This is a genomic window from bacterium (genome assembly GCA_016699125.1).
In the GTDB taxonomy this organism is placed as follows: domain Bacteria; phylum Babelota; class Babeliae; order Babelales; family Vermiphilaceae; genus AWTP1-30.
Genome location: CP064961.1, coordinates 943,715 through 968,668 on the forward strand (window position 1 = coordinate 943,715; position 24,954 = coordinate 968,668).

Sequence of the window (24,954 nt, forward strand, 5' to 3'; positions counted from 1 at the left end):
TGCAAAGTTAAATTAAAACATCATTAAGAATAGTCACGAGTAGCACTGAAAAGCAAATAGACCGCGTAAAAAATCCACTTATGGAATGTTTATCCTATGATTTTTTACGCAATTTTGAAAAATACCACCAAGGCAAAGCATTACCGGTATTTGCTTGATGAATTATCGCTGCAAATACATCCCAAACGCATGGATTCTGTTTTGACCCAGTTACTTTTTGTAGTTTTTCAAAAAGATCATCTGGATCCTGTGTTTTCAGTTGTTCTATTGAATGAACACCAAGAAGCTCAAGATCCTGCAAAACGGCTTTGCCAACATTTTTAAGCGACAATAACTCTTTATTCTTCATTAATCTTTACCTTTTAAACTTGATCCCTATATTAATGTGTCAGATTCATAAGCTTTCTCAACAGTACGACCTGTCAAAAAGTTTGAAGCTAGATACTCGAATGCTTTTAATTTAAGCTTTATATCATCATTTGAGAAAAAAATCTGTTGACAATAGATCGCTATATCTTCAACGATACGGACATATCGATAATATGCAATTGCATTATGATTCACATCTGTTTTGCCGTATCCATGATAGAATAGTTCTGATTCTTTATCAATGTTGCTTTGATCTGGCTCAATACCTGCACCAATAAACATGAGATCCCGTTCTTTTGGTGCAAAAATCAACGTATCCCAATCGACAATAAAAACGCACCCTGTTTCAGAAACAAGTAGATTCCATTTATGAAGATCTGCATGGCATAAAACATATGGTAGATTCTGTTTTTGCAACACATCAGCAAGTTGTTTGGTACGCTCAATAATGTTTTGTATTTGAATGCTTTTTTCTTTTAAAAATACCGCTGTTTTGTGTAAAGCTACGTCTTCAAAAATATTTTGCTCGATATATTGAATCGATGATTTTAAAATGGTACACCATTTTTCTGAAAATTCTTCCTTCGGAATTACCGCTGCCATGTCAGTTGGTATATTGACACTATGCAGCTTTTTTATACTTATGCCAAATTCTACCATCTGTTCATTTGAAAATGTTCTTTCAATAGCATTTTTTCCATTAATAAATGGATATAAAATAACCTTGAATCCCATTAATGATGACCAAAGTTTTTGATCTATCGTTTCTACTGGTGCAATAACATTTTTACATCCTGAATCAGAAAGATATTTGGGAATGGTCACACTTGATTCATGAAAGGCGTTTTCTTTTCTTAATTTAAAAAAATAATCACACATTGAATTTGTCTTGACCTGATAGACCTGTGTATCTAAATCGGCTCCCAAATTAAGGCGTGCTACATGCTTGACATCAACTGCATAGGTTGTTTGCAAAAATGAGCATATCATCTCATTGGAAATTAAATCAGAAATCAATACAATTACCCTTGTTAAAAAAAGTTAGCGATGTAATCATTGTACCTCTGAATGATGCAAAACTCAATGAAATATGGTATTTTAGCAGGGCTTACGCATGAAAAAGCTAGTAAAGAAAGGATAAAAAAGAGATAATAGTACTAAAAAAGGTATTATTATGCAAAAAAGCTTACTGGAATACTTTGAAGAGATAAAAGACCCAAGATCAGATAGGAACAAGAAGCATCCATTAGAAATGTTGATTGGAACGACGCTATTAGCATTTTTATGTGGGATAGATAGTTTCAGTGGAATAGAAGCATTTGTAGAGGGACATGAAGAAGAGCTTGCAAAGTATTTTGATTTTCCGGGAGGTGTGCCAAGTCATGATACATATCAAAGATTATGGGATCAGATAAGGCCAGAAGAGTTTGTAGACGCTTTTCACTCGTTCACTGCAAGCATTGTAACGATACCTCAAGAAATGAGTCTTGTAAGTATCGATGGCAAAACAATACGTAACAGTGGAAAGGAAAAGCCTTTACACATAGTTTCTGCGTGGTGCGAAGCAAATCAGATGGTGATAGCGCAACATAAAGTGAAGGCCAAATCAAATGAAATTACTGCAATACCAGAGTTATTAAAACTGCTTGATTTACACGAAAGAATAGTAACCGTTGATGCAATTGGAGCACAACGAGAAATCTGCACTCAGATTGTCCAGCAAGGCGGTGATTATCTCATTGCAATTAAAGGAAATCAAGGCAACTTACATCAAGATATCAAGGATTATTTCAAAGACTCTGAATTATTGGAACAGGCTGACTCTTACACAGATATTACTAAAGGTCATGAGAGAATTGAACAACGAACAGCATATGTTATTGATGACATTCAGTGGCTTATCAATACCCATCAATGGCCATCATTACGTTCGATCGGAATAATTGTTTCTACGGTCACTAAAAAAGAAAAAACTTATACTGAAAATAGGTTTTACATCTCATCTTTGGATCGAAACGCAGAACGCTTTAACAAGGCAGCTCGCGCACACTGGGGCATAGAAAATAAACTCCATTGGCGTTTAGATGTTGTATTTAACGAGGATAAATCTTGTATTCGCAATGATAATGCCTCTGAAAATATCGCTATCATGCGAAAATGGGCCCTCAACGTCATTCAAAAAATCAAGGATAAACCTGAGCAATCTTTAAAAGGTATCATGCGCAAAAACTGCATGTCTTTTAAACATTTGATTAAATCTCTCAGTAAAATTTTTCATGCGTAAGCCCTGGGTATTTTAGAGATTATTTGAAAATTGATACACTGACAAACTTCAAGTCAGCAGGAATAACCCAAACCAAAAAGTATATTTAAAATAATGGAAACAAGATGGCGATTATTATTGAAACAGAGAGGCTGATTTTAAGAACTTGGGAACAGAAAGACGCTGAACCATATTTTCACATCAACCAAGATCCAAAAGTCCTTGAATTTTTACGTGGTCCGTTAACCATGCAGCAAGTTAATGATTTTATTCCAGCCGTTAACCAACATCAAGAAAAACATGGCTATACTTTATGGGCAACAGAACTCAAAGAAACTGATCAACTGATAGGTTTTGTTGGCCTTAATTATACAGACTGGCCAGCTCCATTTACACCTGCCGTTGAAATTGGTTGGCGACTAGGATCACAATATTGGCAAAAAGGCTATGCAACTGAAGTTGCAAAAGCATCATTAGATTATGGGTTTAAAAAGTGCAAACTGCAAGAAATAGTCTCATTTACCGTCCCTGCCAATATCCGTTCTATTCGAGTCATGGAAAAAATCGGTTTAAAACGGGATTTGAAGGGCGCCTTTTCCCATCCAAAACTTCCAGTTGATCATAAGCTGTCGCTGCATGTTTTGTATAGATTAAAGGCAACAGAATATTTAAAATGAACTAAATGATTTGACAAAATCTGCACATAACGAAGCTGATTTTAACATACTACCAAGGTGAGTTGCTTTGGGAATTATCTGTGCAACAGAAGAGGCTTGAATTTCATTTGCAGCGAATTTTTTATATTCGATTAGTTTTTCTGGAATAAACTGTTCATCATCTGAAGCAACAACCAATAAAAAGGATTTGTCTAAAGTTTTAAATAATTCCTTTGGGTCTTCCGGTGAGGTTGCCGTGGTCATAGTAACTGAATAACTTGGAACAATTTTTGGATCAATCCTAAGCAGCGCTTGAGGATAGTTAAAAAAGACCGCAGGACTATGCCCACAAAAAAAACCTCCCGTCAATGCATTCACAATAAACTTCCACACACTTACACTTTTTATAAATGAAGTTGTTTGATCAAAATGATTTTTAATAGCGCCGCAATTCCTACCTAAATAAGGTGTAATCAATACATATCCTTTCACCAATTGATGGTGATTATAGTTACTATAATTGAGTATCATGCCAGCACCTGAAGAATGCCCGCCCACATACAATGCAGTTTCCGGATGTTGCTTATTCACAACATTAATCGCTCTTGTCACATCATCCCAAACCTGAGTAACTGCAGGCGCATCGCCTCGAGGACCTTGAGAATAACCATGTCCTCGAATATCAAAAAGATAACAACCAATGTTTTCACGAACTAATTGCTGTGCAAATGATTGATACAATGCACTGCTATAAAATCCAGCACCATGATAAAAAATAACCACAGCTTTTGGTGCAGTCGGCACAAATGAATAATACGCTAACTTTACACCATCAGAAGCTTTTAAAAATTGTGGCTTTTTTATAACAAAATTATGTAACTCTTCGTTTAATTCATCGAACAAAAATGGTTCCGCACTTGTGTTCTGCATGCCAAAACTCAGTACCATCAAAATAAAAGTAGTTAAAGCGTTGATAATCTTAATAAGCATTATTTCGCTAAAATTTATTAAATATATAAATAACAAGGCATTTATAGTCTATTGTAATTCATTATTTTTGTCAAAAACAGCAACCTCTTTATCAATTCATCACATCCTCAATAATCTTTTTTTGTATCTGCGCAGCCGAACTATTTTTCTCTGCGATTTGACACAATTCATATGTTGCTTTCCATAATACCCACGCACGTGCACGAAGCCATGTATCAGAATCCATATTCATTTCACTCATAAAAATTTGACGTGATTTTCGAGAGAAATATGTCCATGCAATAACAAGATCACATGCAGGATCTCCGATCGCTGCACCACCAAAATCAATCACAGCAGAAAGTTTGCCATCATCCATCAATAAGTTCCCGATTGCAACATCACCATGAATCCAGACGGGAGCGTTGTTCCATTTCGTCGCGCAGGCCTGATTCCATAATTCTAAGGCCTGATTTACATCGATAATCCCAGCAAGTTCTTGAATCTGTTTTCGGGCCCCTTGATCGTACACACTAACATGATCACCACGCCACCAGTTATGTTGACCTGGCAAAAGCTCTTTTAGTCCTTTAATCGTTTGTAGTTTCTTTAAAAACTGAGCCACATCATATGCAAGCTGTTCTTTTTCTTGCTCGGTTAAAGTCAAAAGATTGATACTTTTGCCAGGCAACCATTTGCATATAGAAAATGGATATGGATAATCTGTTGAAGGTTTGCCCATTTTGATAGGAACAGGAATGTTAACGCTTAAATATTTTGCTAATTGCGGCAGTAGTTCTTGTTCTTTTGGAACTTTTAATGCATAGTCTTCGGCTATTGGCATACGAATGAGTAATTCTGACCCAAGTCTGAACGTACGATTATCATGCCCCTGTTTTTCAATATTGCTAACTGGCAGATGACTAAATTCAGGAAACTGCTTCAAGATCAATTTTCGTGCAAGCTCAACTGTTGGATTTAATACGGCATTCATAACTTCTGGTTCCTTTCGTCAAGCGAGTATAACCTTACTAAACATGATCAATCATACCACATTACAAAAAATTTATGAAAATTGAAGCTAAACAGGATGTAATAATCATTTTCCACAAATTTTTATAGCTTCTCAAAAACCAAAAAATATCGTTTTGAGCATTTTTAATTGACTTACGATTCTGCTCAAAATATGCTTAAAAGATATTTCAAGCATAAAAAGGTCTTTATGTTCAACTCTGCATTTGTTGGCCGCAACTCTGAATTAGCACGATTAAAATCTTTATACAAAAAACAAAAGCCTGCCATTGTCGTTGTAAAAGGCCGCAGAAGAATTGGCAAAAGTAGACTGATAGCAGAATTTGCCAAACTATCAGGAACCAAAAGATTTTGGAGTTTTGCAGGCCTTGCCCCAGAAAACGGCATGAGCGCACAAGAACAGAGAGATCATTTTGCTCGACAATTTGCATTCATGCTCAAAATTCCACCGCTCACTTTTCACAATTGGAGTGATGCTTTTGAGCATCTAAGTCTTTATCTTCAACCAGGAGATGTAATTCTTTTTGATGAGATTTCATGGATGGGATCAAAAGATCCTAGTTTTATTCCCAAACTCAAAGTCTGGTGGGACAAACAAACCATGCATATGCTGCTTGTATTTTGCGGATCTGTTTCTACTTGGATTGAAGAAAACATTTTGAAAAGTACCGCATTTTTCGGCCGAATTAACCTAACAATGAACCTCGAACCACTCCCCATTCCCAATAGCATACAACTATTAAAAGCACTCGGAATGCAACTTTCTGCCTATGATACGTACAAACTGCTTAGCATTGTTGGTGGAATACCATGGTATCTAGAACAGTTTCATCCTCACATGACTGCTGATGACAACATCAAACAGCTTGCTTTTGAAAAAAATGGACTCCTTGTTACTGAATTTGATCGTATTTTCAACGATCTTTTTGATAGCAAAGGCACAACCTATAAAAAAATTCTGCATAGCCTCAAAGACGGCGCACAAACGTTATCTGAAATAAGGACAGGTATACACTTTCCACACAGCGGCACCTTAAGTCAAATGATAGAGCATCTGATCGTGGCAGGCTTTGTAGTCAAACAGTCTCTCTGGTCATTTAAAACTACAAACCCTTTAAAACAAAGCTTATATAGAATCTCAGATCCTTACATGAGGTTTTATCTTAAAGTTATTGAACCACATTCAAATATCATCGCAGAAGGTGGATTTGACCAAGTACCACTATCAACCATAGCTGGTTTTGAAACACACCTAGGCCTACAACTTGAGACCTTATTACTTCAAAATCGCCAGTTATTGATTGAAAAACTAGGTATTTCACCTGTCGATATTGTACGTAGCGGACCGTACAGGCAAACAAAAACAACTACTCAGCAGGGTTGTCAAATCGATTATCTGATACAGACAAAAACCAACAGCTTATTTATTTGTGAATTTAAATTCAAAAGGCGTGAAATTGGTATCGATATCATTGCCGAAATGCAGGAAAAAATAGCCAGATTAAAAGCGCCAAAGGGATTTGCAAAAGTGGCTGTATTATTCCATGTGAGTGGTGTAGCCTCTACCGTCGAAACAAGCTCCTATTTTTATCGCATCGTCGATATTGTAGATTTTTTAGAAGATCATTACCTGTCTTATTGATAAAATTACAACACAAAAATACCTTAACTTTTATCTGCTTGCACTATTTATAAGCAGTTTACCAGTATGGCCCATTCAAGGGTGAAATGCGACACTAACTAGAAAAAAAGTCAGGTGATCATAAACTAGTCTCTGAGAACAACCAAGGAGACAATTTATGAGCCGAAAAGCTGGCGCACACCTGACCTATGAAATAAGATGCCAGATAGATGTATTTTTTTCAATAGGAATGAGTAGAAGAGTGATAGGGAGGAAGTTATGCATACACCACTCAACCATTGCACGAGAGATAAAGCGTAACAGTAGTAAAAAGGGCTACAAATTTCAAGAAGCGGAAGCAAAGAAACAGAAAAGAAGGAGTGTTGCAAGCAGCAGATCCTATCGATTGAAAAAAGAAATTCAGGAACAAATAAAGCTGTTATTGTTCGATGTTCAGGCGAGTTCGCAACAGATATCAGGGCGATTGAAAAAGCAAGGTATTTCGATAAGTCATCAAACGATTTATAGTATGATCAAAAGAGACAAAGCAGATGGCCAAACGCTGTACCTCCATCTGAGACACAAAGGCATACTGGTGACGCTTGTTGATCGTGCGACTAAGTTTACATTGATCCGTCTGATCGATTCAAAAACAGCATTTAAAACCACCGATGCTGTTTTGCGTATGCTAAAACCTTATGAATCTTATGTCCAAACTATCACTGCTGATAATGGATTGGAGTTTGCAGATCATGCGACTGTCTCACTTAATTTGCCACATTGTGACGTTTTTTCGCAAAACCATATCATTCTTGGGAACGTGGCTTGAACGAACATACCAACGGTCTCATTCGTCAATATTTGCCAAAAAAAACAGATTTCACTACACTAACTCATGCTGATATACAGATTATTCAAGACAAACTGAATAATCGACCTAGAGCAGTTTTGCATTATTTTACACCTTCACAGGCCTTTTATGATCAACGTTTTCGTTCTTAGGTGTCGCATTTCAGATTTGAATCGGCCATTCTTTTTAAAAGTAATCAAGTCTCATTTTTTTACTTTAAATCTTACAAAAATCATGGTAAAATAATTACGATAACTGGTTTTATATGTTTCACCTATCTTTATTTCAAGGATTGAAAATGATAAACAGTTTTGCATTACCCCTGATTTACTTTATTCCTATTTTCGTATTTGTTTTCATTCTTTTATTCCAAAGTATCTTTTTGCTTGTCCATGAAGCAGAAGCGGTCATCATTGAACGGTTTGGTAAATTTGACCGCATATTGCAACCAGGCCTCCATCTGGTTATACCACTCGTAGAACAGCCTCGAAAAATTTTATGGACCACTGTCACATCGTATCATAACGAATATATCCGCAAAACATCACAAGAAATCAAAATCGACGTACGTGAATGTGTTTATGATTTTCCAAAACAGAATGTGATTACAAAAGATAATGTAACTATGGAAATCACTGCTATTCTCTATTATCAGATCATCAATCCACATGCGGCGGTGTACGAAGTTTATAACCTTTCTGAAGCGATTGAAAAGCTTGCGCAAACCACATTACGCAATATTATCGGTTCAATGGATCTTGATGAAACCTTGGTATCACGTGATGATATTAACGAACGACTTCGCACTGTTCTTTTTGAAGCTGCAACTAAATGGGGAGTACAGGTAAACCGTGTAGAACTGCAAGAAGTTAATCCACCGATCGACATCAGGCACGCCATGGAAAAACAGATGCGTGCAGAACGTGAACGCAGAGAGATGATTTTGAGAGCTGAGGGTGCAAAAACTTCTGCCATTTTGGAAGCCCAAGGCCAACAAGAAGCTCATATTTTAAAAGCCAGAGGCCAAGCGACAGCAGAAGTTGCAGAGGCGGAAGGTAAAGCTTCAGCACGGCTAATACTTGCAGACGCTGAAGCAAAAGCTATTGAAAAAATCAAACATGCATTGCCGTCACAAAATACAGCTGAATTTTTGATAGCTCAAAACTATATTGAAGCTTTATCAAAGATGACCACAGGAAAAGATAATAAAACCATTATTATCCCATACGAAGCACAATCACTTGTCAATTCAATAAGCATGATTAAACACGTTTTTGAAAAAGACAGCTCTGCAAATACACCAGAAAACAGATAATGTTATTTTTCAATACTTGTGCTACACTTTTGATTAAAGCAGGCGTTTTTCTAAAAAGTGTGTTGTATGTATTATGATGGACGAGTTTTTTTGATCTTCTTTATTTTTTCATATTTTTTTGCAAAAACAGAACCTGATTTTCAAACAGTTGTTCTCATTCCCGGTGGAAAACAGGATGTAGAGGATCGCTCAGTCGGCGATTATTATCAATATGGCCTCACGCAACAGATATGCCAACAGATAACACAACATATCAGTACTCATCATAAGCAACTAAAAATGCCTCTCAAGGTGATCACCTTGAGAACAAAACCGATCAAAAGTGGTAACTTTTTTCACGCAGAACAGATCAATAAGATGAATCCTACTGTTGCTATCCACGTAGGCGTATACGCACAACCACTTGAAAATTTGGAAATAGACATCTATTGTTATAACACTCTACCCAATAATACAGAGTGCCTTATACACAACAAAAAAAATACGCTCGAATTTGTTAACGTAAGCCATGCGCATTGCAATAACAAAGCAGTTTCAACTAAAATGAGCGGACTGTTTTTTAACTTCTTTAAAACAGAAGAAAAAAATACTTTTTATAAAAGTTCATATTTTACAATTCCATTCGTACCTTTAAAAGGAATTGTCTGTCCGGCTTTTGGATTTGAAATAGGAATCTCAGACGCAGAAAAATGGAAAACAGCAATACCCGATATTTGTCAGGCAATCGTTACAATGCTTGAACACAACTATACTTAAATTAATGCAATAAAGGATAAGTATGGGGCATAATAATCAAAATAACGCTTTATATATAATCATATTTTTGCAATCAGTAGTACTAGGCGGTCTTTATGTGTTATGGAATAATGATTTTTTAATTTGGCAAGGCAATCAGCCTAATAAACATAAAACCGAAGCAAAACCGACAAGCGAAAGAGTTGATGTATACTTCATAAAACATGGTACACTGCAAAAAGAAAGCCTACTCATTACATACAAATCTGACCATGAAAAAATTTCAAAAGTACTTACTCAATGGACCGAAACAGTATGGGAAGAAAAGATTATAAATCAGAGAATAGGGGTAGATTTTTTGTCAATTGATAACGCAACAAGCACATTATATTGCTCATTAACAAAAAAACCGTTTTCCAACCAATCATCAACACGCAAAAAGCTGGAGATGTTTTATGGATTATTTAAGACTATTGAGAATACAAACAGTAGTATAAAATACTGTATAATCCTCTGTCATAATCATGTGTTTCAGGATGATCATATCGATTTCAGTTTTGCTTGGCCAATAGATCTGCTTCATGACCTCTTTTGATTACTAATTTCAATCCACTGATTTTGATTAGTGGCACCAATCCATAGAGGGAGATTAAATGAATTTTCTGCACGGTCAAACGATATATTCATAGCTCCAAAATCAACATTTTGCATCTTTTGAAATAGATCTAAAAGATTATTACTGTTAACCGAAGTATTATTTTTCTCTAGTACATTAAAAAAGAGCCGTGCACCCAAATAACCCTCTAATGAAGTTGTATCTAAAGGATATGAAAAACGCTCCATTAATGCGCGATATTCTGCTGCAATAGCCCAACCACTACTGAAAACATTCGGTACTCTCGATGTAAAAAAAAGCACTAAACCTTTCTGCTTTAAAAACTGCTTAAATGCGCTCGAAGTCAAAGTAGAAAGTCCGAATAATACCTTATTTTTTAGACTTTCTACACCAACTTTACGAATAAACTCCTGCGCAACTTGCGGGGTACACAAAAATCCTAACGCGTCAATATTACTACTATTAAGTTTTTCAATTTGATTTTTCAAATCTATTGCACCACGAACATATGGGATCACTGTATAATCTGAAATTCCAGCAGTTACTAGTACCTCATGTGCTTTGTCCAATGTCTCTTTGCTATATTCATCTTCCTGATAAATGAATGCAAAGTTTTTTACAGACTGATTTTTTAAAAGAAACCTAATCAATGCTCCTATCTCTTGCGTATACATTGCCGTTAAATTTACTATATTCTGCAATTCAGAACTACTAAAAAAAGGATTTCCTGTGATCGGAAAGATAACAGCTATATCTTTTTTTACAACTAGATCTACATAGGCATTCAAGGTTGCACTACCAACCGGCGCAAATATAAACTCTACACCTCGTCTACGCAAATCCTCAATATTACCACGAGCAATAAATGGAACATAATTATCATTGCGAACATCGAATTTAATATGACGACCTGCAATACCACCCTTCATATTTTTTTCATTTACAGCTATGCTAATGCCCTGTTTCGTACGATGACTTACCACTGGTAAGCCTTCTATCAATGGCATGGTAGAACCAAGCAAAATATCATTACCAACAGCTTCATGACCTCCAGCCAAGACTGATCTACCAGTAACCAAATTAAGCTCTTCTTGCTGAACAAAATCATTTTTATCTTTATGCTGATTAATACATGCAACAGTAGAGTTTCTCAAGCTCGTATTAAGAGATATCTTTGCAAAAGCATGATACACAAAATTATAATACGCTTGATGTACTTGAATAGGAGCAGAAAACACTGCCCAGGTCGTCGCACCAAAAATCTGACTCAACATTCCTAAGCCATTTATTGCACAATGCCCCTCTTTCCAGTCTTCAGTTTTAAAAATAACCTCCGGAATATGGAGCTGACCAGTATAATCATACTGGTCAAAGACTAACGCTCTATCGTGCAATCCAATCATCATTGATAACGGTTGATTAAAATGAATATACGGATCTACAATCCCATTAAAAGCAAAAAGAAGACTCCTATCAGGTTCTTTTGCAAGATAGACTAGTAGATAATCTGGCAATGTATTGAAAAAATTATTCACTAACTCTTTCACCTTTTGATGCTCATCCATCGAAGCATTAATTAATATTTGTATTTCACGCTTTAATGCAAAATTTTCCCAATATTTAAACGATTCATGATTACCCTTAATATAATGAACCTGAGTAGGATTTTTTTTCAAAAGCGCTATAATAAGTGCAAGCGTTGCCATTGAGCACGATCCTCTGCTAACCGCGTCACCAAAAATGATAAAATGTGCTTCTGAATTCCTAATTTGAAGCTCATCATTAATAACATTCTGTTTCTTTAAATAGAGCAATGATTTAAGCAACGTATGGAATGAACCATGCAAATCACCCCACACATATAAACTACTTCCGGGCTCTAGACAAAGCACACTGCAATTCTCATGTTTAGGCTCAACCGATTTAAAGGATGATAACAAATCTAAAAATACATGTTCTAATGAAGCGGTCTTATCAAAAATTCCATAATTATAACAGAGAGACTGTAAATAGTGTTTTTTAATAGATTTTAGATAATTACTATAATCAGGATCAATCCAGTTTAAATTATCACACGGGGGAAACTCAATCAGTTTTTTGCCAAGTATTACAAAATGATCCAAAGTGTAATTCGTACTATCATTAGCATATCCAAACTGAATATTGCATACAAAAATCAAAAAAAGTATTCTATAATTTTTTAACCTTAAAAAAGTCACTTTGATTCCTCTACCAATATAAAAGATACCAGGATAATGCATTGATCATAAAATGCATCCCTATAATAATGCATTTTTTTATTCTTAAACCAATAAACTGCTTATAAAATACATCATTTACATGTGTCAAAAAAACAATCACCCCTCCAGCAAGCAGCAATAAAAAAAGATAGTCAGTCATCATAAAATAACCAACCTGAGGTGATATATTTGCAATAACAAAGCGATAGGCAAGAATAGTTGTCACACCACCTACTGCTAATGAAAAGCTAATCGAATTTTCAACCACACTAAAACAGAAAAGAATCACAAAGAATATCAAAATCAATGGTAAAAAAATAGTCAGTGCATACTGTGTACCATAACGCATAATATCAAAATAAAATAATACAGTTGGGTGATATCCAGTATTTTTATTCTCCACATTTTCTGAAATACGCATCAAAAAACCACTTTTAACACGCTTGTCAAACAATATCCAACCAAAGGGCTTCAATTCGCCATTGATGGCAAAATTGTCCAACCTTGGTTCAAACAAAAGTTCGTTAGGACTTACATACGGATGATCAATTTGAATACAAATAGTATGATTATTGACAGGAAAATCAACAAGATTCAAATATGTACTCATCTTGACTCTCACACGATAAATCACAAATAATTTTTCATCTTCAACAAAAAGATAGGGTTGTGATTTAAAAATAATCTCACCTCGTGAAAAATAAAATTTTTCCAATGCATCCAAAGAAATCGACCCAGGCGTCATACTAAACCATACCTGACCCGCGAACATAATATCATTTTTAACAATATCAAATGTTTCAAAAGCATCTATCTGCAAACCAACGCCTACTTCATTTGAATATGCTCCAAATTCTTTAAATTTTTGTGGTGAAATAGTTTCACACTGAACAACCGGATCACGTGATTTAAAAAAATAAAATCTATACGCGAACATTGCACATAAAGAAACGGCCGTCAACATAATAAAAACTACTTGAAATATTGGCGGGACCAGTTCACGTTGTTTGATAGTTAATTCTTCCTTCATTTCAACATTCAAAACCACATCTTGATCCATTTTTACTCCACAAGCTAAACGGTTGCACCAATTTTGACCCATGCACCCCATTGAGTCATTGAACCTTCAAGTTGTGCCTTTTCCACCGAACCACCAAAACCTATAAACCCATCAATTCGGGAACCTTTTTTTGTTATTCCTACTGAGGCATGAAATATATGATTTAATGCACTCAAAGCGGAACCTGAAATGAGATCAATATCTGATAACTTAACGGGAATAAACTGTTCATCATCAGTCGCTTGTGTGCCAATAGTGCTTTTACTTGCAGAGGCACCCTGCTGCACGCCAGCAATACCAATCAGATTATTAAATGATGTATCTAGGTGTTCAATGCGCTCGGAATCATGTCCCCACACACCGTACCCCACTTCAAAATGTATATAATCACTGACCAAACGAATGCCACACGAAAAGTCAACATATGCTTGCGGTTTTAAATGTGCTCTCAATGTCAAAACATTCACACCTTGAAGTTTATTCGGCTGCACCTGATTATTATCAATATAGGGCAAAAAACGGCTCCACGGCTTTTGTTTTAAATCAAACGTACGATACACATCGGTAGCAAAAAAATAGTAACTTTCAATACTTGCAAACAGCAACATATTCCAAATACGCGCAGCTTCATTCAATGCAAATTGCATATCAACACCACCATAAAAGGCAAATCGGCCATTATTGCCACGCGCTGGAGAAAAGAGATACGTATGGGAATTTTTGGGAGCGGTTGGCAACACTAAACCAGAATGGGCTGCAAAAATATAATGATCTTTGCAATACGAAGAAGAGCTTATTGAAACTGCAACGTCACTCAAGCCGACCGAACTTTGATACTGTTTTATCCTTTGTCCAATCCATACAGTATTAGAAAAAGCATCAATAATCTGTCCTGGAGGCACACCACTGAGATTCTGTTCATCCAAAAAAAGAAAATGTTCAGCAATGACAAAAGGCAGTACTAGCTCGCATTGTAACGATGAAAAAAAATCAGTTGGCACAACATCTTTTAAATTCTTATTAACATGAACAGCAAATCCAGTCACTTTGTATTGTGGTACTAACTGTAGTGTAGCTTGCGCAGATGAAGGCAAGTTCAACCATTCAGCTCTTACATCTCTTTTCTTGACGGCATCTGGTGCTGCTTGATCCCCAACTATAGTAATATGCGACTTATGTTTTGGAAGAAAATAGTTTTGGGTCGTACTATTCAAAAATGACTGGTAATGAAAGGGTGTAAACGAACAGGTCAACTCTAAATTACTTCTTTTTTGATATACATACTGCAACGCTAAATGATTATGTCGCGCGATATTCATATATACTGGTTTTGTTTGCAAAAAGGTACGCGTTCGTTTATAGGTGCAATCGCTTTCAAAATCAGCAGACACAAAAAAAGCATTGCATATCATAAAACATGCAAAAAAACACTTTATGATGAAGACTATTTTATTTTTCATGCCCATTTACAATACTATCATTTTGTAACGATCGTAGAATGAGTTTAGGCAAATTACAAATGGTCGCAAGCTAGGTATTTTAAAAAGGATTTTAATCGAAAAAATAGAAAGCCACCTTTTATTGAACAATGCAAGAAAAAGGGTTAGTGCAGTTTTTTCTGCTTGAAGGATCTGTAATGGCATGCACCTTCACGTAATGGTCTTCAAGCACCTGAATCGAACAACCAAGTTGAAAGCAGCTATAAGCTTTCTCTGAACCGTATTGCTTACTTTCAATGGTTAAAGGTTCCAGGAAATTTGCAAATAAGTTTTCCTGACCAGCGATGAAACCATTCAAAACCATTGATTTGAATAAAAATTTTGCAGATTGAGATGGAGCTGTATAGAAAACATAGTGACCATCGTAAGTCCAATTACCAACGCTTTTATAAAAACCAAAATGTGTTCCGTCTCGATACAAAAGAAGCGATTCCTCAACTTCATTTTTGGAATAAACAATCGCCTCGTCCAGTTCTTTTGTAAGCGTCTGTTCATCTATTTTATGAAAAAAATTATTCCATGGAATAACGTACCAATTATCTGGAATTTTGGTTAACTGTCTATTGCAATATTTCGTACTTTCATCTGCCAAAAAAAGCTCTATTTTATTTTGCTTTAACTTATTTTTTAAAGTATAAATTGTTAAATATGATACAGGCAAAAGAACAGATTTTCCTGTATCAAGAAAAAACTGTTTTAGCAAAAATAAAGCTATATTTTCAATATTATTTTGCAATTTATTCACAAAAATCATATCATGTTGCCATTCAATACCTTCGTCGGTCGGTTTTGAATTAGAACGATTAAGATACGTAATTAACTCCTCCTCTGTATCATATCTCATTGCAAGAGAATAAAACCCTTGCAAATTACCATATTGTGCAGCTAATGCTAATCTATACAAACAATGTTGCATAGAAGAAGTACAGCTAGACAGATTAGAATTGCATGGTACATTTTCTAAAAACAATCGCGCTTTCGCCAAAACCTTAGCAAAACGGTTCAGTGTGACTATCTTCTTGTAATCAATAAGAGTTTCATTACCTTGTCTCAGAATAAAATCAGAATTAGTTAATGGAATATAGTGAGTTTGCTTTTCTCCAAAACATAAAACAGCAGTTGTCTCACTCCACAAGTTCAGAAAAAAATATGACAACATATGTGTTTTGGTTAACTTATAAAACGTCTTTGAACATTGATTTAATGACGAAAGAAACAATATTTTGTCCTTCACAAAAGCCTGGTTACTTAAATCATCATAACTGAAATCATTTTGTCCCGCTTTGATAATAAACTCATTTATCCCCGGCATTTCAAGCTGCCAAATCACAAATGGAATAAGAGCCTCACGAAAAGCCAGATTATTACGAAAATCAGCTTCGCTACTTTCAGAACTTCGAAGATTTTGTACTGTTATTATTGTAAAAAATAAAAAGTTAAAATAGCTTTTAAACACAATTGTTCCTTTGTTAGAGATCTTGAAAAGTACAGACATCAAAAAAATTTTTTATTTTTCACACCAAAAACATTGTATAAACAATGTTTCTAAGCTTTCATTGCCTGATTTTAAATTATTTTATTAACACAAGTTTAGATTATTTTTATACAATGTCAAATCGAAATAAAGCAATCGTAACTGTTTATTAAAAATACAATATTTTTTCAGAATATATACTGTTATAAAACAGCAGTACAAAAAACATCAGATGACCATGTGAGACCAGGAAAATGAAGGAAATAGCAAAAGTAATGCACAATTTATAAAAGCTCTACCACCACCAAAACAGATTGTTTTTCAGGAATGCGAAGAATGTTACAGTACCATTCCAGAACCACTGCAACCACGGGGTTGGTGTGCCCGTTGACGAACCGTTGCCAGTACCTACCCGGAAACCTGATTGACCACGGCCTGCACCTTGTGACTGTTCATCTCGATTAGCTTCATCAGAAATATCTGCAGAAACCCAACCCTGACCAGAAACAACTTTTTGGTCACCAGGTGTAGGTCCAACCATTGCCTTTTTCGATTGCAGAAATTCGTTTACTTGCAAAGCTTGCAAAGATGATGGTAACAAAGTGGCCGCGTTGTCAACAGTTGTAATATTCATAGCAGTCTCCACTTGCAATAGTGATTCCAACAGATCTAACTTGTTATCAGAATCAACTTTAGTTGTAAGTTTTTGCAGTACGGAAATAATCTGATCTATATCGTTGCGCTCATAGGCATCTATTATAAATGTAAGTAATACCGGCTTTTGTGCTAAATTTTTAACTGACAATGTTCCTTCGTTCTTGAATCGAACAGCCGAAGGATCTGTTTCTGTTCCACTAGTCCCAACTCCTGTAATTGCATTACGAATTACTAACAAAGCTCCATTTAAAGCTTCTTTTAATGTATTCCATTCTATTTGCATCCACGCAATAAAACGATTATCCTCTGACACTTTTGCAAGCAACCTAATAAGTGGCATACTTTTTTCTGTAATATCTTTGATTTCTTTGAAATATTTAATTGATGTAAGCAGACTTTCGCTGTTACTTAAAGAATTATTAAGCAAACTTAAACAGGTAAAAGGGTCTTTTTTACTACGAGTAATAACATTCAAAAGGGCTTGCAATTCAATTTCATATGATGAAAAGTTGCCAAGATCACCCTTTTTAAGGAATCGATAGATTAACTTGGGATTGCTATTTATTAAATCTGTCGATTGATTAGTTTGATCATCAGTAAAGACCATATTGCTAATCTCATTCCTTAATTTATAATCCTTATTCTGTTCCAACGCAGTTTTTACATTCGAGATATTTTTACTAAGCATATCTATCTCAGCTTTTGCCTTATCGTTTAAAAAAGTTTCATCTTCAACTAATTTTTCTAATATTGATGTAATATCCTTTTCTATACTACTTCTCAATAATGCAACATCCCTATTTTCCTCTTTATCAGGTACCACAAGCAACGTTTTTATAACTTGCTCGTCAATAATTTTCTGAGTTTTGTCTAATCCGTTTACGGAATATAAAAAGTCAGAAAGCTTCGTTTGATCTACCTTTTGAAACCGAAAATAAAGGTCTTTAAATTTTTTTTGCGAATTAAGGACTTGCGTCGTACTATTCAAAACATCTTTCAATTTTTCTGCAAATGGCCACCAATCAGCCGACCTAAACAAAAGCGCCGCAAAGAGAGAATGTGCACGGTCTTGAAAAACCTGGTCAACTAACAATGGCCCATTTACAAGAAATCCTAATCGCCTATACGTTTCCAATGGCCCCATAAACAATCTGAATGGAAAATTTTTTTTGTGATTTTCCAACAATGTTTCTAAAAACTCTACCCTACATTTAGCAGAATCAGTAAAAGCGATATTCTTCATAGCTGCCACTTCTTGTCCAAACTGCTTCCACGCAGCGTCAATTGGTACGTTCTCCATTGCTAATACATAACCATACTTTTGAACGGTAAACATGAACACAGTGGAAAGATAAATAGTTTTTTTATATAAAAACATATACCTTTGTTCAACATTTCATTTCAATATAATGATTACTGTAATAAACAATAAGAAATAAAAGCAATCATTGAAAAGAAGTAAGCACAATGTATCAAAAGTTACGCGAAAATTATGCAAGTTTTACCACCACCAAAACAGTTTGTTTTTCAGGAATGTGAAAAATGTTACAGCACCATTCCAGAACCACTGCGACCACGGGGTTGGTGTGCCTGTTGGCGAAGGGTTACCTGTACCAGATGGATTGATAGTACTGCTTGCACCTTGTGACTGGGTATCTGCATCAGATTGATTCGGGTCGGCAACATGTGGTTGTATAACTGGTTGTGTAGCTGGTATAGGAGGAACTACCGCATCGCCAACTTCATTCGCAACAACAACAGGAGTTTGCAGTTTTTGATCAACAACAACTGCAGTTTTTACTTCGCCCTGATTATTAAGCTTTGTAGGCTCAGTCGGGCCTCTTTCTGGCTCGCCCCCAACTTCGCCGGTAGCAACTTGCTCCTTCAATTGCTCTTGTTTGGGCTTCTCCTGTTCTTTTTCTTCAGGTTGCTTCTGCCATTTAGCAGTTGCAATAGCAATCTCTTGATCCGTAACTGACAATTCCAAATTCGACAGGTCTTTAGACTGAGAAATGGATACACCCTCTTTTAATTGATTTGCTAATGCATTGATAGTTGCAAGGTTTTCCTCTGTCTCGGCTTTCAATAAACGGTCCAACAGATCTAATTTTTTGTCCAAATCAGAGTCTTCGTTTTCAGACTTGTTTGTTGCCTCAGACTTCGTTGCAAGTTTTTTCAATAGAAACCAGATGTAACGCAACTGGCTTTTTTCCTCTGCTTGAATCATAAAAGTAAGCAAGTTTGCTTTTTGAAAGTTAAACTTTAATAGTGAGCGAATAGACTTTTCCTTATCTTGCTGCCAATGACTATACATACCATTAGTATAAAATCCTGTTTTTCGCTTTTGATCAATGTCACGCATAAGCACATTAAACGTATTTTCTAAATGATCCTTTAATTCATTACACTCTTGCAGCATCCATTGAACAAAATTCAAGTTGTTCGTTACACAGCCAACAAACCAAAGAGTTGGCCAAATGATCGTATCTATAATACCTGCTACTTCATTGAGATATTCAATCGATTTCAAAAGGCTACCTTTATTTGAAAGAGTAGCATTAATATCACTTAAACATTGACAAGGATCTTTTTTAGCTGTTTCTTCCCATTCAGGCTTTCGGTCCCTGAGCCTTTTAATTCTAGTGGCATTCAATTCACCCCTTAAGTTACCCTCCTTTATATAGTGGTAAATCAGCTCGGGCTTATCATTAGTAAGCAAAGTGGTAACATTATTTCGACTACCTTTTTCCGGCATATATTCTGTAATGACCTTTTCAAATTCGGAAGACTTTTGATCAAATAGATTTATCACCTTCTGTACATTCTCAAGAATAATATTCACCTCTTTTTGAGCTAGTATAGTAAGAAACGCTTTTTCTAATCTGTAATTTGAAGCTATTTTCACGCCATATTCCGTGATACTGTTTATCAAAAACAAAGCCTCGTTTCCCCCTTGAGTTGGTGGCACCAAAAGTCCTTTTATACATTCTTTATCAATAGGCTTTGCCTGCAAACCTGTCTTTTGGCGTTCATATAAAAGCTTAGCAAGCTCTTCTTGATAAACCTCTTGAAATCGGAAATACAGCTTCTTAAAATTACCTTGCGGATCTGGTGGTCGATTATCTTTTCCTTGCACATTACCTGCAACATCAATCTGTCTTGGAGCATCTGGTACATTTAATGGAGCCTGTTCATTAAAAACCTGATAGTTACGATTAAAAATATCTTCAAATTTACTATTATTTGTCCAAAAACCCTGCGAACTGAATAGCTGTGCAGCAAAATAAGAGTTGATACAGTCATAAAATCGCTCATCAGTTAACTGTTGTATCTTCATATTAGAATGTTTGTTCAAAATAACGAATCTCAAACTTGGATAATCTTCGGCATAACCCATAAACGGTCTAAACGGGAAATTTTTTATGTGGCTTTCAAACAAGGTCTTTATTAAATTTACTCGTGAAACATCCAGCCTGTCTGCCTGCCAGCTGGTTATTGCAGTTGAAAGGAAAGACTGAACAGTTCCATATTGCTGCCCTATCTCATTAAGCTTGTTTTCTACAGCAGCATCATCACCTTTCACCATTTCCATTGCTGATACATAGGCATATTTTTGAACCGAAAGCAAGAATACTATAGATAGACAGATAGCTTTTTTATGTAACAACATATAACTCTTTTTTATATTTTAATTTCCATACAATCATTATTATCATGAAAACTACTCAAAAAAGCAATTATTACAAAGCCCTATCTTTTTTCTTAGTCATTTTTGTGTCAGCAGTATCATCACAAACTATCAGTTTTACAGACAATGGATCATGCTTTTCGGTTATGAACTACGGCAATGCTATACTCTGAAAGAATTTTTTGATCAATGGGTGTTGGTGCATTCATCATCATATCAAAACCTTTTTGTGTTTTTGGAAAGGCGATCACTTCTCGAATTGACTGAGATTTGGTCATCATCATCAACAGACGATCAAGCCCTAATGCAATGCCACCATGCGGCGGAAAGCCATATTCCTGCGCTCGCAAGAGAAACCCGAACTTCTGTTCCATCTCTTCAGCTTTTAATCCAAGCATATCAAAAATCTCTTGCTGCTTTTGACGATCATGTATTCGAATGGAACCGCCACCAATTTCAACCCCATTCAACACAACATCATATGCTCGAGCTTTGATCTGTCCACGCTCCAGCTTTTCATAACCATCTTGTGGCGCAGTAAACGGATGATGCATCGCATTCCAACGCTTGTCTTTTTCGTCATATTCCAGCAGTGGAAAATCGGTAACCCATAAGAAGTTAAACTCATCTTTGACAATCCCCAGCTGTTGCGCAAGCATCAATCTAATTTGGCCCAATAAGGTCCATGTTTTTTGGTATTCGCCTGCAATGATAAACAAGGTGCTGCCAGCCGTGAAATCTGGAATGACGTGCTGTACTTGTTTGACAAAATCAGCTGGTAAAAACTTTGAGACGGGAGAATCGACTGATCCATCGTCATTTACCTGTATCCACAACAGGCCTTTTGCACCAAGCTGCAATGCTTTATCGGTCCATCGATTCAACTCAGAATGGGTAAACGGATGCTGTGCAACATGCACAGCCCCTATTTTGCCGCCAGCTTTAAGCACAGCTTGCAGAAACTGGAGATCTAATGGTTGAAAGATGCTTTCGACATGCACAATCGGCAGCTCAAATCGCAGATCAGGTTTATCACAACCATATACATCGAATGCAACGTCATACGTCATGCGTTTAAATGGCGTCTGAATATCAACGTCCAAAACTTCTTTGAACATATTTTTCAACACACGCTCAATCAACGATTGAATTTCATCCTCGCAAATGAACGACATCTCAATATCAAGTTGGGTAAACTCAGGCTGCCTGTCAGCTCGCAGATCTTCATCACGAAAACAGCGAGCAACTTGAAAATACTTTTCCATGCCACTGGCCATCAAAAGCTGTTTGTAAAGCTGTGGTGACTGTGGTAACACATAAAACGAGCCCTGATTTAACCTGCTTGGAACAATGAACTCTCGCGCACCTTCCGGTGTATTTTTGGTCAACATAGGCGTTTCGATCTCATAAAAACCTTCTTTTTGCAAAGACTGTCTTGCAATAAAGATCGCTTTGTTGCGCATTGCAAACTTTGCATGCATTTCGGGCCTACGCAGATCAAGATATCGATATACAAGACGTGTCTCTTCATCAACATTGTGCGCCTCATCCAAAGAAAAGGGAGGCGTTTTTGACCGATTTAAAATAGAAACGGATTCAATTAACAGTTCCCATTTTCCCGTTGGAAGTTTAGTATTAATCGTTTCGACAGTTCTTTCGACAACGACACCTTCCACATGAATAACATATTCAGAACGAAGTTCATGTGCAATTGTATGACTATTTTTATTATGTGTCGGATCAAAAACAAGCTGCATAAAACCGGTTCTATCCCTCAGATCAACGAAAATGAGATTTCCATGATCACGTCTGCGGTGCACCCATCCAGCTAAACTAACTACTTTTTTCAGATGTAGCTGATCAATTTCTCCGCATCCTACACTTCTTTTAATAATCATACAATTAGCACCTTACATTACAGAGTAATTAGAAAGTAAATTTAAGACCCATATTTAAAGTCAATGCAATATTATCATTCAAACCTTTTACCGCATCAGCAGTAAAACCTGTAACGTCTTGCTGGTCAGCCACATCTAACTGTTCTTGGTTTAAATATGCAGCGTCTTTGCGATCTGTATAAAATGATCCAGGAATGAATAAAGACCCTGTCGTGAAGAACTCTAGGTTTTCCAACATGCCATAATGTACAAATAGATTGAGTTCAGTGCCCAAATATGGTCTTGCATTGCCCGTTGGATAATGTTGCCAAAACGAGATTATATTTGGTTGTACCTTGATTAAATGATCATTATTAACTGGTTTCCACAAAACACTGGTTCCTAGCGCCATCAAATTTGAAAAACCAGAAACAGCCGCCGTTTGAAACTTATCTGGAGCTTCATCAAATGTTGGTTTTGAAAATGGCCGCTTCATTTTTCCAGCTCCACCAAGCAGAAAGGCACTTTTTACCCGATCACCAGCATACAATTCTTGAATCCCAACAAACCCACTATAATTACCATCAATAGGGTTAAAGTTTGGAAAATCATCACCGGACGCAATTGCTGCCATTCCACTGAATCTAACCGTTTTATTTGCAAACCAGTAGGATGCATCTGCAATCGCCATATACCCATTAAAAATATTCACATATGGATCTCTGAATCTATTTGTTCCATTAAAAACTGAGCTTTGGCTTGTTAGCCCATCCGCAACCCCAGTAATTTCTAACCCATTTTGCTTGACGCTTCTGAATGCCTGATCAACTGCTTTTTGGGTTGCACTACCGGTCACATACACCAATCTTTGTGAAGTATCAGCTGTGGGCGTTCCCGCAAACACATGACTATTTACTGCCGTAGGCACTCCATCACGTGACTCGAAAATTATCGCATTACGATCCCACCCTTTCACCTGCTGTTGACCAAGGTTAATTGCACAATCAAACCCAAATTCAAATTCATTAAAATTCATTTCAGATGCAAAACCGATTGTTCCAAGCAGCATCTTTGCATCAGCAGGATACTCGACATTTTGTTCCGGTTCATGTGTCACAAGCCAATAAGGCTGCAATTCAAGTTTGTTCGCCTGAATATCTTCAAAAACTCGCCATTTTAAAGCTCCGGAAACAAGAAAATGAACACTGCCAAATCCACGAGCAGGTGTTTGCAATCTCCCATATTCCTGTCCAAGTATTTTAGCATTTATATCAGACAGGGAACCCGCCTTATTTTGAAGCAACGCAACATAAAATTCGTGATTTAACTTATTTTGTATCAACTCATCAGAAATCAATAGTCCATAAGCAAATCGATCAACTGCTGAATCACTATAAAATCCAAGAGATTCAGAACCAACAGCAAAAGCATCACCTAACGCTATTCCTCTGCCCAGCTGATATGAAAACGAACCAAACTTAACTGTATGCAAAAGCTCGACTGGGATAGCGGCTACTTTTGAAAGATCAATTTCTGCGTAAAGTTCACGAAGCCAAAAAATATTGCGGGGCAATGCATGCGTATGTTCCCCGACAACAACTTCGTTCATTTTAAAAGTAGAACTGGTAGTTTTTGCAATACCATCTTCTGAGCCCCAAGGCGATTTATTTCTTACCGTACCTTTAAAAGTTATTCCGCTATTTTTGTATGTACCACTTACATCCAGAGTATGTCGTGCAAAAAAGTTCGTATCACCCTTGTTAAAAGTACTAAACTTATCACCAAAAAAACTTTCAGGTTTATACGTTCCTGAAATCACAATGTTATTCTTTTTTTCCTCTTTTAATAATTTAACAGGTTGTTCAGCAAACGTATGCATAAAACAAGCTGCTACCAACAAAGCATAGGTTGATTTTAATAAAAGGTAATTCATGTTATTCTCCAATACGATACGTTTACCAAACTATACATGTCCAATTTTAAAACACAAAGTGTTCACATGATTTTTGCATGCACACGATCAAAAGAACATT

At 36.2% G+C, this 24,954-nt stretch carries 19 protein-coding genes; 7 read left to right on the plus strand and 12 right to left on the minus strand.

Going from position 1 to position 24,954, the window contains the following annotated elements; translation table 11 throughout:
* Positions 1-94: 94 nt before the first annotated feature.
* Together IPG37_04535 and IPG37_04540 are read right to left on the minus strand one after the other, a co-directional pair.
* Positions 95-349, minus strand: coding sequence for a TfoX/Sxy family DNA transformation protein (locus IPG37_04535; protein QQR53693.1), 255 nt, complete (start codon positions 347-349; stop codon positions 95-97).
* Positions 350-375: 26 nt separating this feature from the next.
* The gene (locus IPG37_04540) at positions 376-1,386 is read right to left on the minus strand and encodes an aminoglycoside phosphotransferase family protein (protein QQR53694.1); all 1,011 of its coding nucleotides are present in this window, start codon (positions 1,384-1,386) and stop codon (positions 376-378) included.
* A 157-nt stretch (positions 1,387-1,543) separates the two neighbouring features.
* Here IPG37_04540 and IPG37_04545 point away from each other — a divergent pair, with 157 nt between their 5' ends.
* Together IPG37_04545 and IPG37_04550 are read left to right on the plus strand one after the other, a co-directional pair.
* Positions 1,544-2,653: an ISAs1 family transposase gene (locus tag IPG37_04545; protein ID QQR53695.1), complete on the plus strand. Its 1,110-nt coding sequence runs from the start codon at positions 1,544-1,546 to the stop codon at positions 2,651-2,653.
* 104 nt (positions 2,654-2,757) lie between these two features.
* Positions 2,758-3,309 (plus strand): GNAT family N-acetyltransferase, encoded by a 552-nt coding sequence (locus tag IPG37_04550; protein QQR53696.1) that lies wholly within the window; start codon positions 2,758-2,760, stop codon positions 3,307-3,309.
* Here IPG37_04550 and IPG37_04555 read toward each other — a convergent pair.
* Complete coding sequence (locus tag IPG37_04555; GenBank protein ID QQR53697.1) at positions 3,301-4,278, minus strand: alpha/beta fold hydrolase; 978 nt, start codon at positions 4,276-4,278, stop codon at positions 3,301-3,303. The genes IPG37_04550 and IPG37_04555 overlap by 9 nt on opposite strands.
* A gap of 91 nt (positions 4,279-4,369) precedes the next feature.
* Entirely contained in the window at positions 4,370-5,251 is an 882-nt protein-coding gene (locus IPG37_04560; GenBank protein ID QQR53698.1) for an aminoglycoside phosphotransferase family protein, read from the minus strand.
* A gap of 228 nt (positions 5,252-5,479) precedes the next feature.
* Between IPG37_04560 and IPG37_04565 the strand changes: the two genes are divergently transcribed.
* The 5 genes from IPG37_04565 (at position 5,480) to IPG37_04585 (ending at position 10,405) form a co-directional block, all read left to right on the plus strand.
* Positions 5,480-6,931: an ATPase gene (locus IPG37_04565; protein ID QQR53699.1), complete on the plus strand. Its 1,452-nt coding sequence runs from the start codon at positions 5,480-5,482 to the stop codon at positions 6,929-6,931.
* 157 nt (positions 6,932-7,088) lie between these two features.
* Positions 7,089-7,739 (plus strand): IS30 family transposase, encoded by a 651-nt coding sequence (locus IPG37_04570; GenBank protein ID QQR53700.1) that lies wholly within the window; start codon positions 7,089-7,091, stop codon positions 7,737-7,739.
* A 319-nt stretch (positions 7,740-8,058) separates the two neighbouring features.
* On the plus strand, positions 8,059-9,075 hold the full coding sequence (locus IPG37_04575; protein ID QQR53701.1) for an SPFH/Band 7/PHB domain protein: 1,017 nt from the start codon (positions 8,059-8,061) through the stop codon (positions 9,073-9,075).
* A gap of 66 nt (positions 9,076-9,141) precedes the next feature.
* On the plus strand, positions 9,142-9,831 hold the full coding sequence (locus tag IPG37_04580; GenBank protein ID QQR53702.1) for a hypothetical protein: 690 nt from the start codon (positions 9,142-9,144) through the stop codon (positions 9,829-9,831).
* 22 nt (positions 9,832-9,853) lie between these two features.
* On the plus strand, positions 9,854-10,405 hold the full coding sequence (locus IPG37_04585; protein QQR53703.1) for a hypothetical protein: 552 nt from the start codon (positions 9,854-9,856) through the stop codon (positions 10,403-10,405).
* Here the strand turns inward: IPG37_04585 and IPG37_04590 are convergent.
* The 8 genes from IPG37_04590 to IPG37_04625 all read right to left on the minus strand — a co-directional run bounded on the left by IPG37_04590 (position 10,390) and on the right by IPG37_04625 (position 24,854).
* Positions 10,390-12,645 carry an ABC transporter substrate-binding protein gene (locus IPG37_04590; protein QQR53704.1) on the minus strand — a complete coding sequence of 752 codons (2,256 nt, stop codon included), beginning with the start codon at positions 12,643-12,645 and terminating at the stop codon, positions 10,390-10,392. The genes IPG37_04585 and IPG37_04590 overlap by 16 nt on opposite strands.
* A gap of 10 nt (positions 12,646-12,655) precedes the next feature.
* Positions 12,656-13,768: a hypothetical protein gene (locus IPG37_04595; protein QQR53705.1), complete on the minus strand. Its 1,113-nt coding sequence runs from the start codon at positions 13,766-13,768 to the stop codon at positions 12,656-12,658.
* Entirely contained in the window at positions 13,741-15,117 is a 1,377-nt protein-coding gene (locus tag IPG37_04600; GenBank protein QQR53706.1) for a hypothetical protein, read from the minus strand. The genes IPG37_04595 and IPG37_04600 overlap by 28 nt, the downstream gene beginning before the upstream one ends.
* A gap of 187 nt (positions 15,118-15,304) precedes the next feature.
* A complete protein-coding gene (locus IPG37_04605; protein ID QQR53707.1) occupies positions 15,305-16,681 on the minus strand; it encodes a hypothetical protein in 1,377 nt (458 codons plus the stop codon).
* 313 nt (positions 16,682-16,994) lie between these two features.
* Positions 16,995-18,734 carry a hypothetical protein gene (locus IPG37_04610; protein ID QQR53708.1) on the minus strand — a complete coding sequence of 580 codons (1,740 nt, stop codon included), beginning with the start codon at positions 18,732-18,734 and terminating at the stop codon, positions 16,995-16,997.
* Between the two features lie 123 nt (positions 18,735-18,857).
* Positions 18,858-21,026, minus strand: coding sequence for a hypothetical protein (locus tag IPG37_04615; protein ID QQR53709.1), 2,169 nt, complete (start codon positions 21,024-21,026; stop codon positions 18,858-18,860).
* 149 nt (positions 21,027-21,175) lie between these two features.
* A complete protein-coding gene (gene aspS, locus IPG37_04620; protein QQR53710.1) occupies positions 21,176-22,942 on the minus strand; it encodes an aspartate--tRNA ligase in 1,767 nt (588 codons plus the stop codon).
* A gap of 28 nt (positions 22,943-22,970) precedes the next feature.
* Positions 22,971-24,854, minus strand: a complete 1,884-nt coding sequence (locus IPG37_04625) for a hypothetical protein (GenBank protein QQR53711.1) — start codon at positions 24,852-24,854, stop codon at positions 22,971-22,973.
* Positions 24,855-24,954 lie beyond the last annotated feature (100 nt).

Bases quoted from the DNA above. Each gene is read 5' to 3' on its own strand.
- IPG37_04570 (QQR53700.1), top strand. From the start codon at position 7,089: ATGAGCCGAAAAGCTGGCGCACACCTGACCTATGAAATAAGATGCCAG.
- IPG37_04595 (QQR53705.1), bottom strand. From the start codon at position 13,768: ATGGGTCAAAATTGGTGCAACCGTTTAGCTTGTGGAGTAAAAATGGAT.
- IPG37_04610 (QQR53708.1), bottom strand. From the start codon at position 18,734: ATGTTTTTATATAAAAAAACTATTTATCTTTCCACTGTGTTCATGTTT.
- IPG37_04575 (QQR53701.1), top strand. From the start codon at position 8,059: ATGATAAACAGTTTTGCATTACCCCTGATTTACTTTATTCCTATTTTC.
- IPG37_04625 (QQR53711.1), bottom strand. From the start codon at position 24,854: ATGAATTACCTTTTATTAAAATCAACCTATGCTTTGTTGGTAGCAGCT.
- IPG37_04555 (QQR53697.1), bottom strand. From the start codon at position 4,278: ATGCTTATTAAGATTATCAACGCTTTAACTACTTTTATTTTGATGGTA.
- IPG37_04560 (QQR53698.1), bottom strand. From the start codon at position 5,251: ATGAATGCCGTATTAAATCCAACAGTTGAGCTTGCACGAAAATTGATC.
- IPG37_04565 (QQR53699.1), top strand. From the start codon at position 5,480: ATGTTCAACTCTGCATTTGTTGGCCGCAACTCTGAATTAGCACGATTA.
- IPG37_04535 (QQR53693.1), bottom strand. From the start codon at position 349: ATGAAGAATAAAGAGTTATTGTCGCTTAAAAATGTTGGCAAAGCCGTT.
- IPG37_04550 (QQR53696.1), top strand. From the start codon at position 2,758: ATGGCGATTATTATTGAAACAGAGAGGCTGATTTTAAGAACTTGGGAA.
- IPG37_04580 (QQR53702.1), top strand. From the start codon at position 9,142: ATGTATTATGATGGACGAGTTTTTTTGATCTTCTTTATTTTTTCATAT.
- aspS (QQR53710.1), bottom strand. From the start codon at position 22,942: ATGATTATTAAAAGAAGTGTAGGATGCGGAGAAATTGATCAGCTACAT.
- IPG37_04545 (QQR53695.1), top strand. From the start codon at position 1,544: ATGCAAAAAAGCTTACTGGAATACTTTGAAGAGATAAAAGACCCAAGA.
- IPG37_04615 (QQR53709.1), bottom strand. From the start codon at position 21,026: ATGTTGTTACATAAAAAAGCTATCTGTCTATCTATAGTATTCTTGCTT.
- IPG37_04585 (QQR53703.1), top strand. From the start codon at position 9,854: ATGGGGCATAATAATCAAAATAACGCTTTATATATAATCATATTTTTG.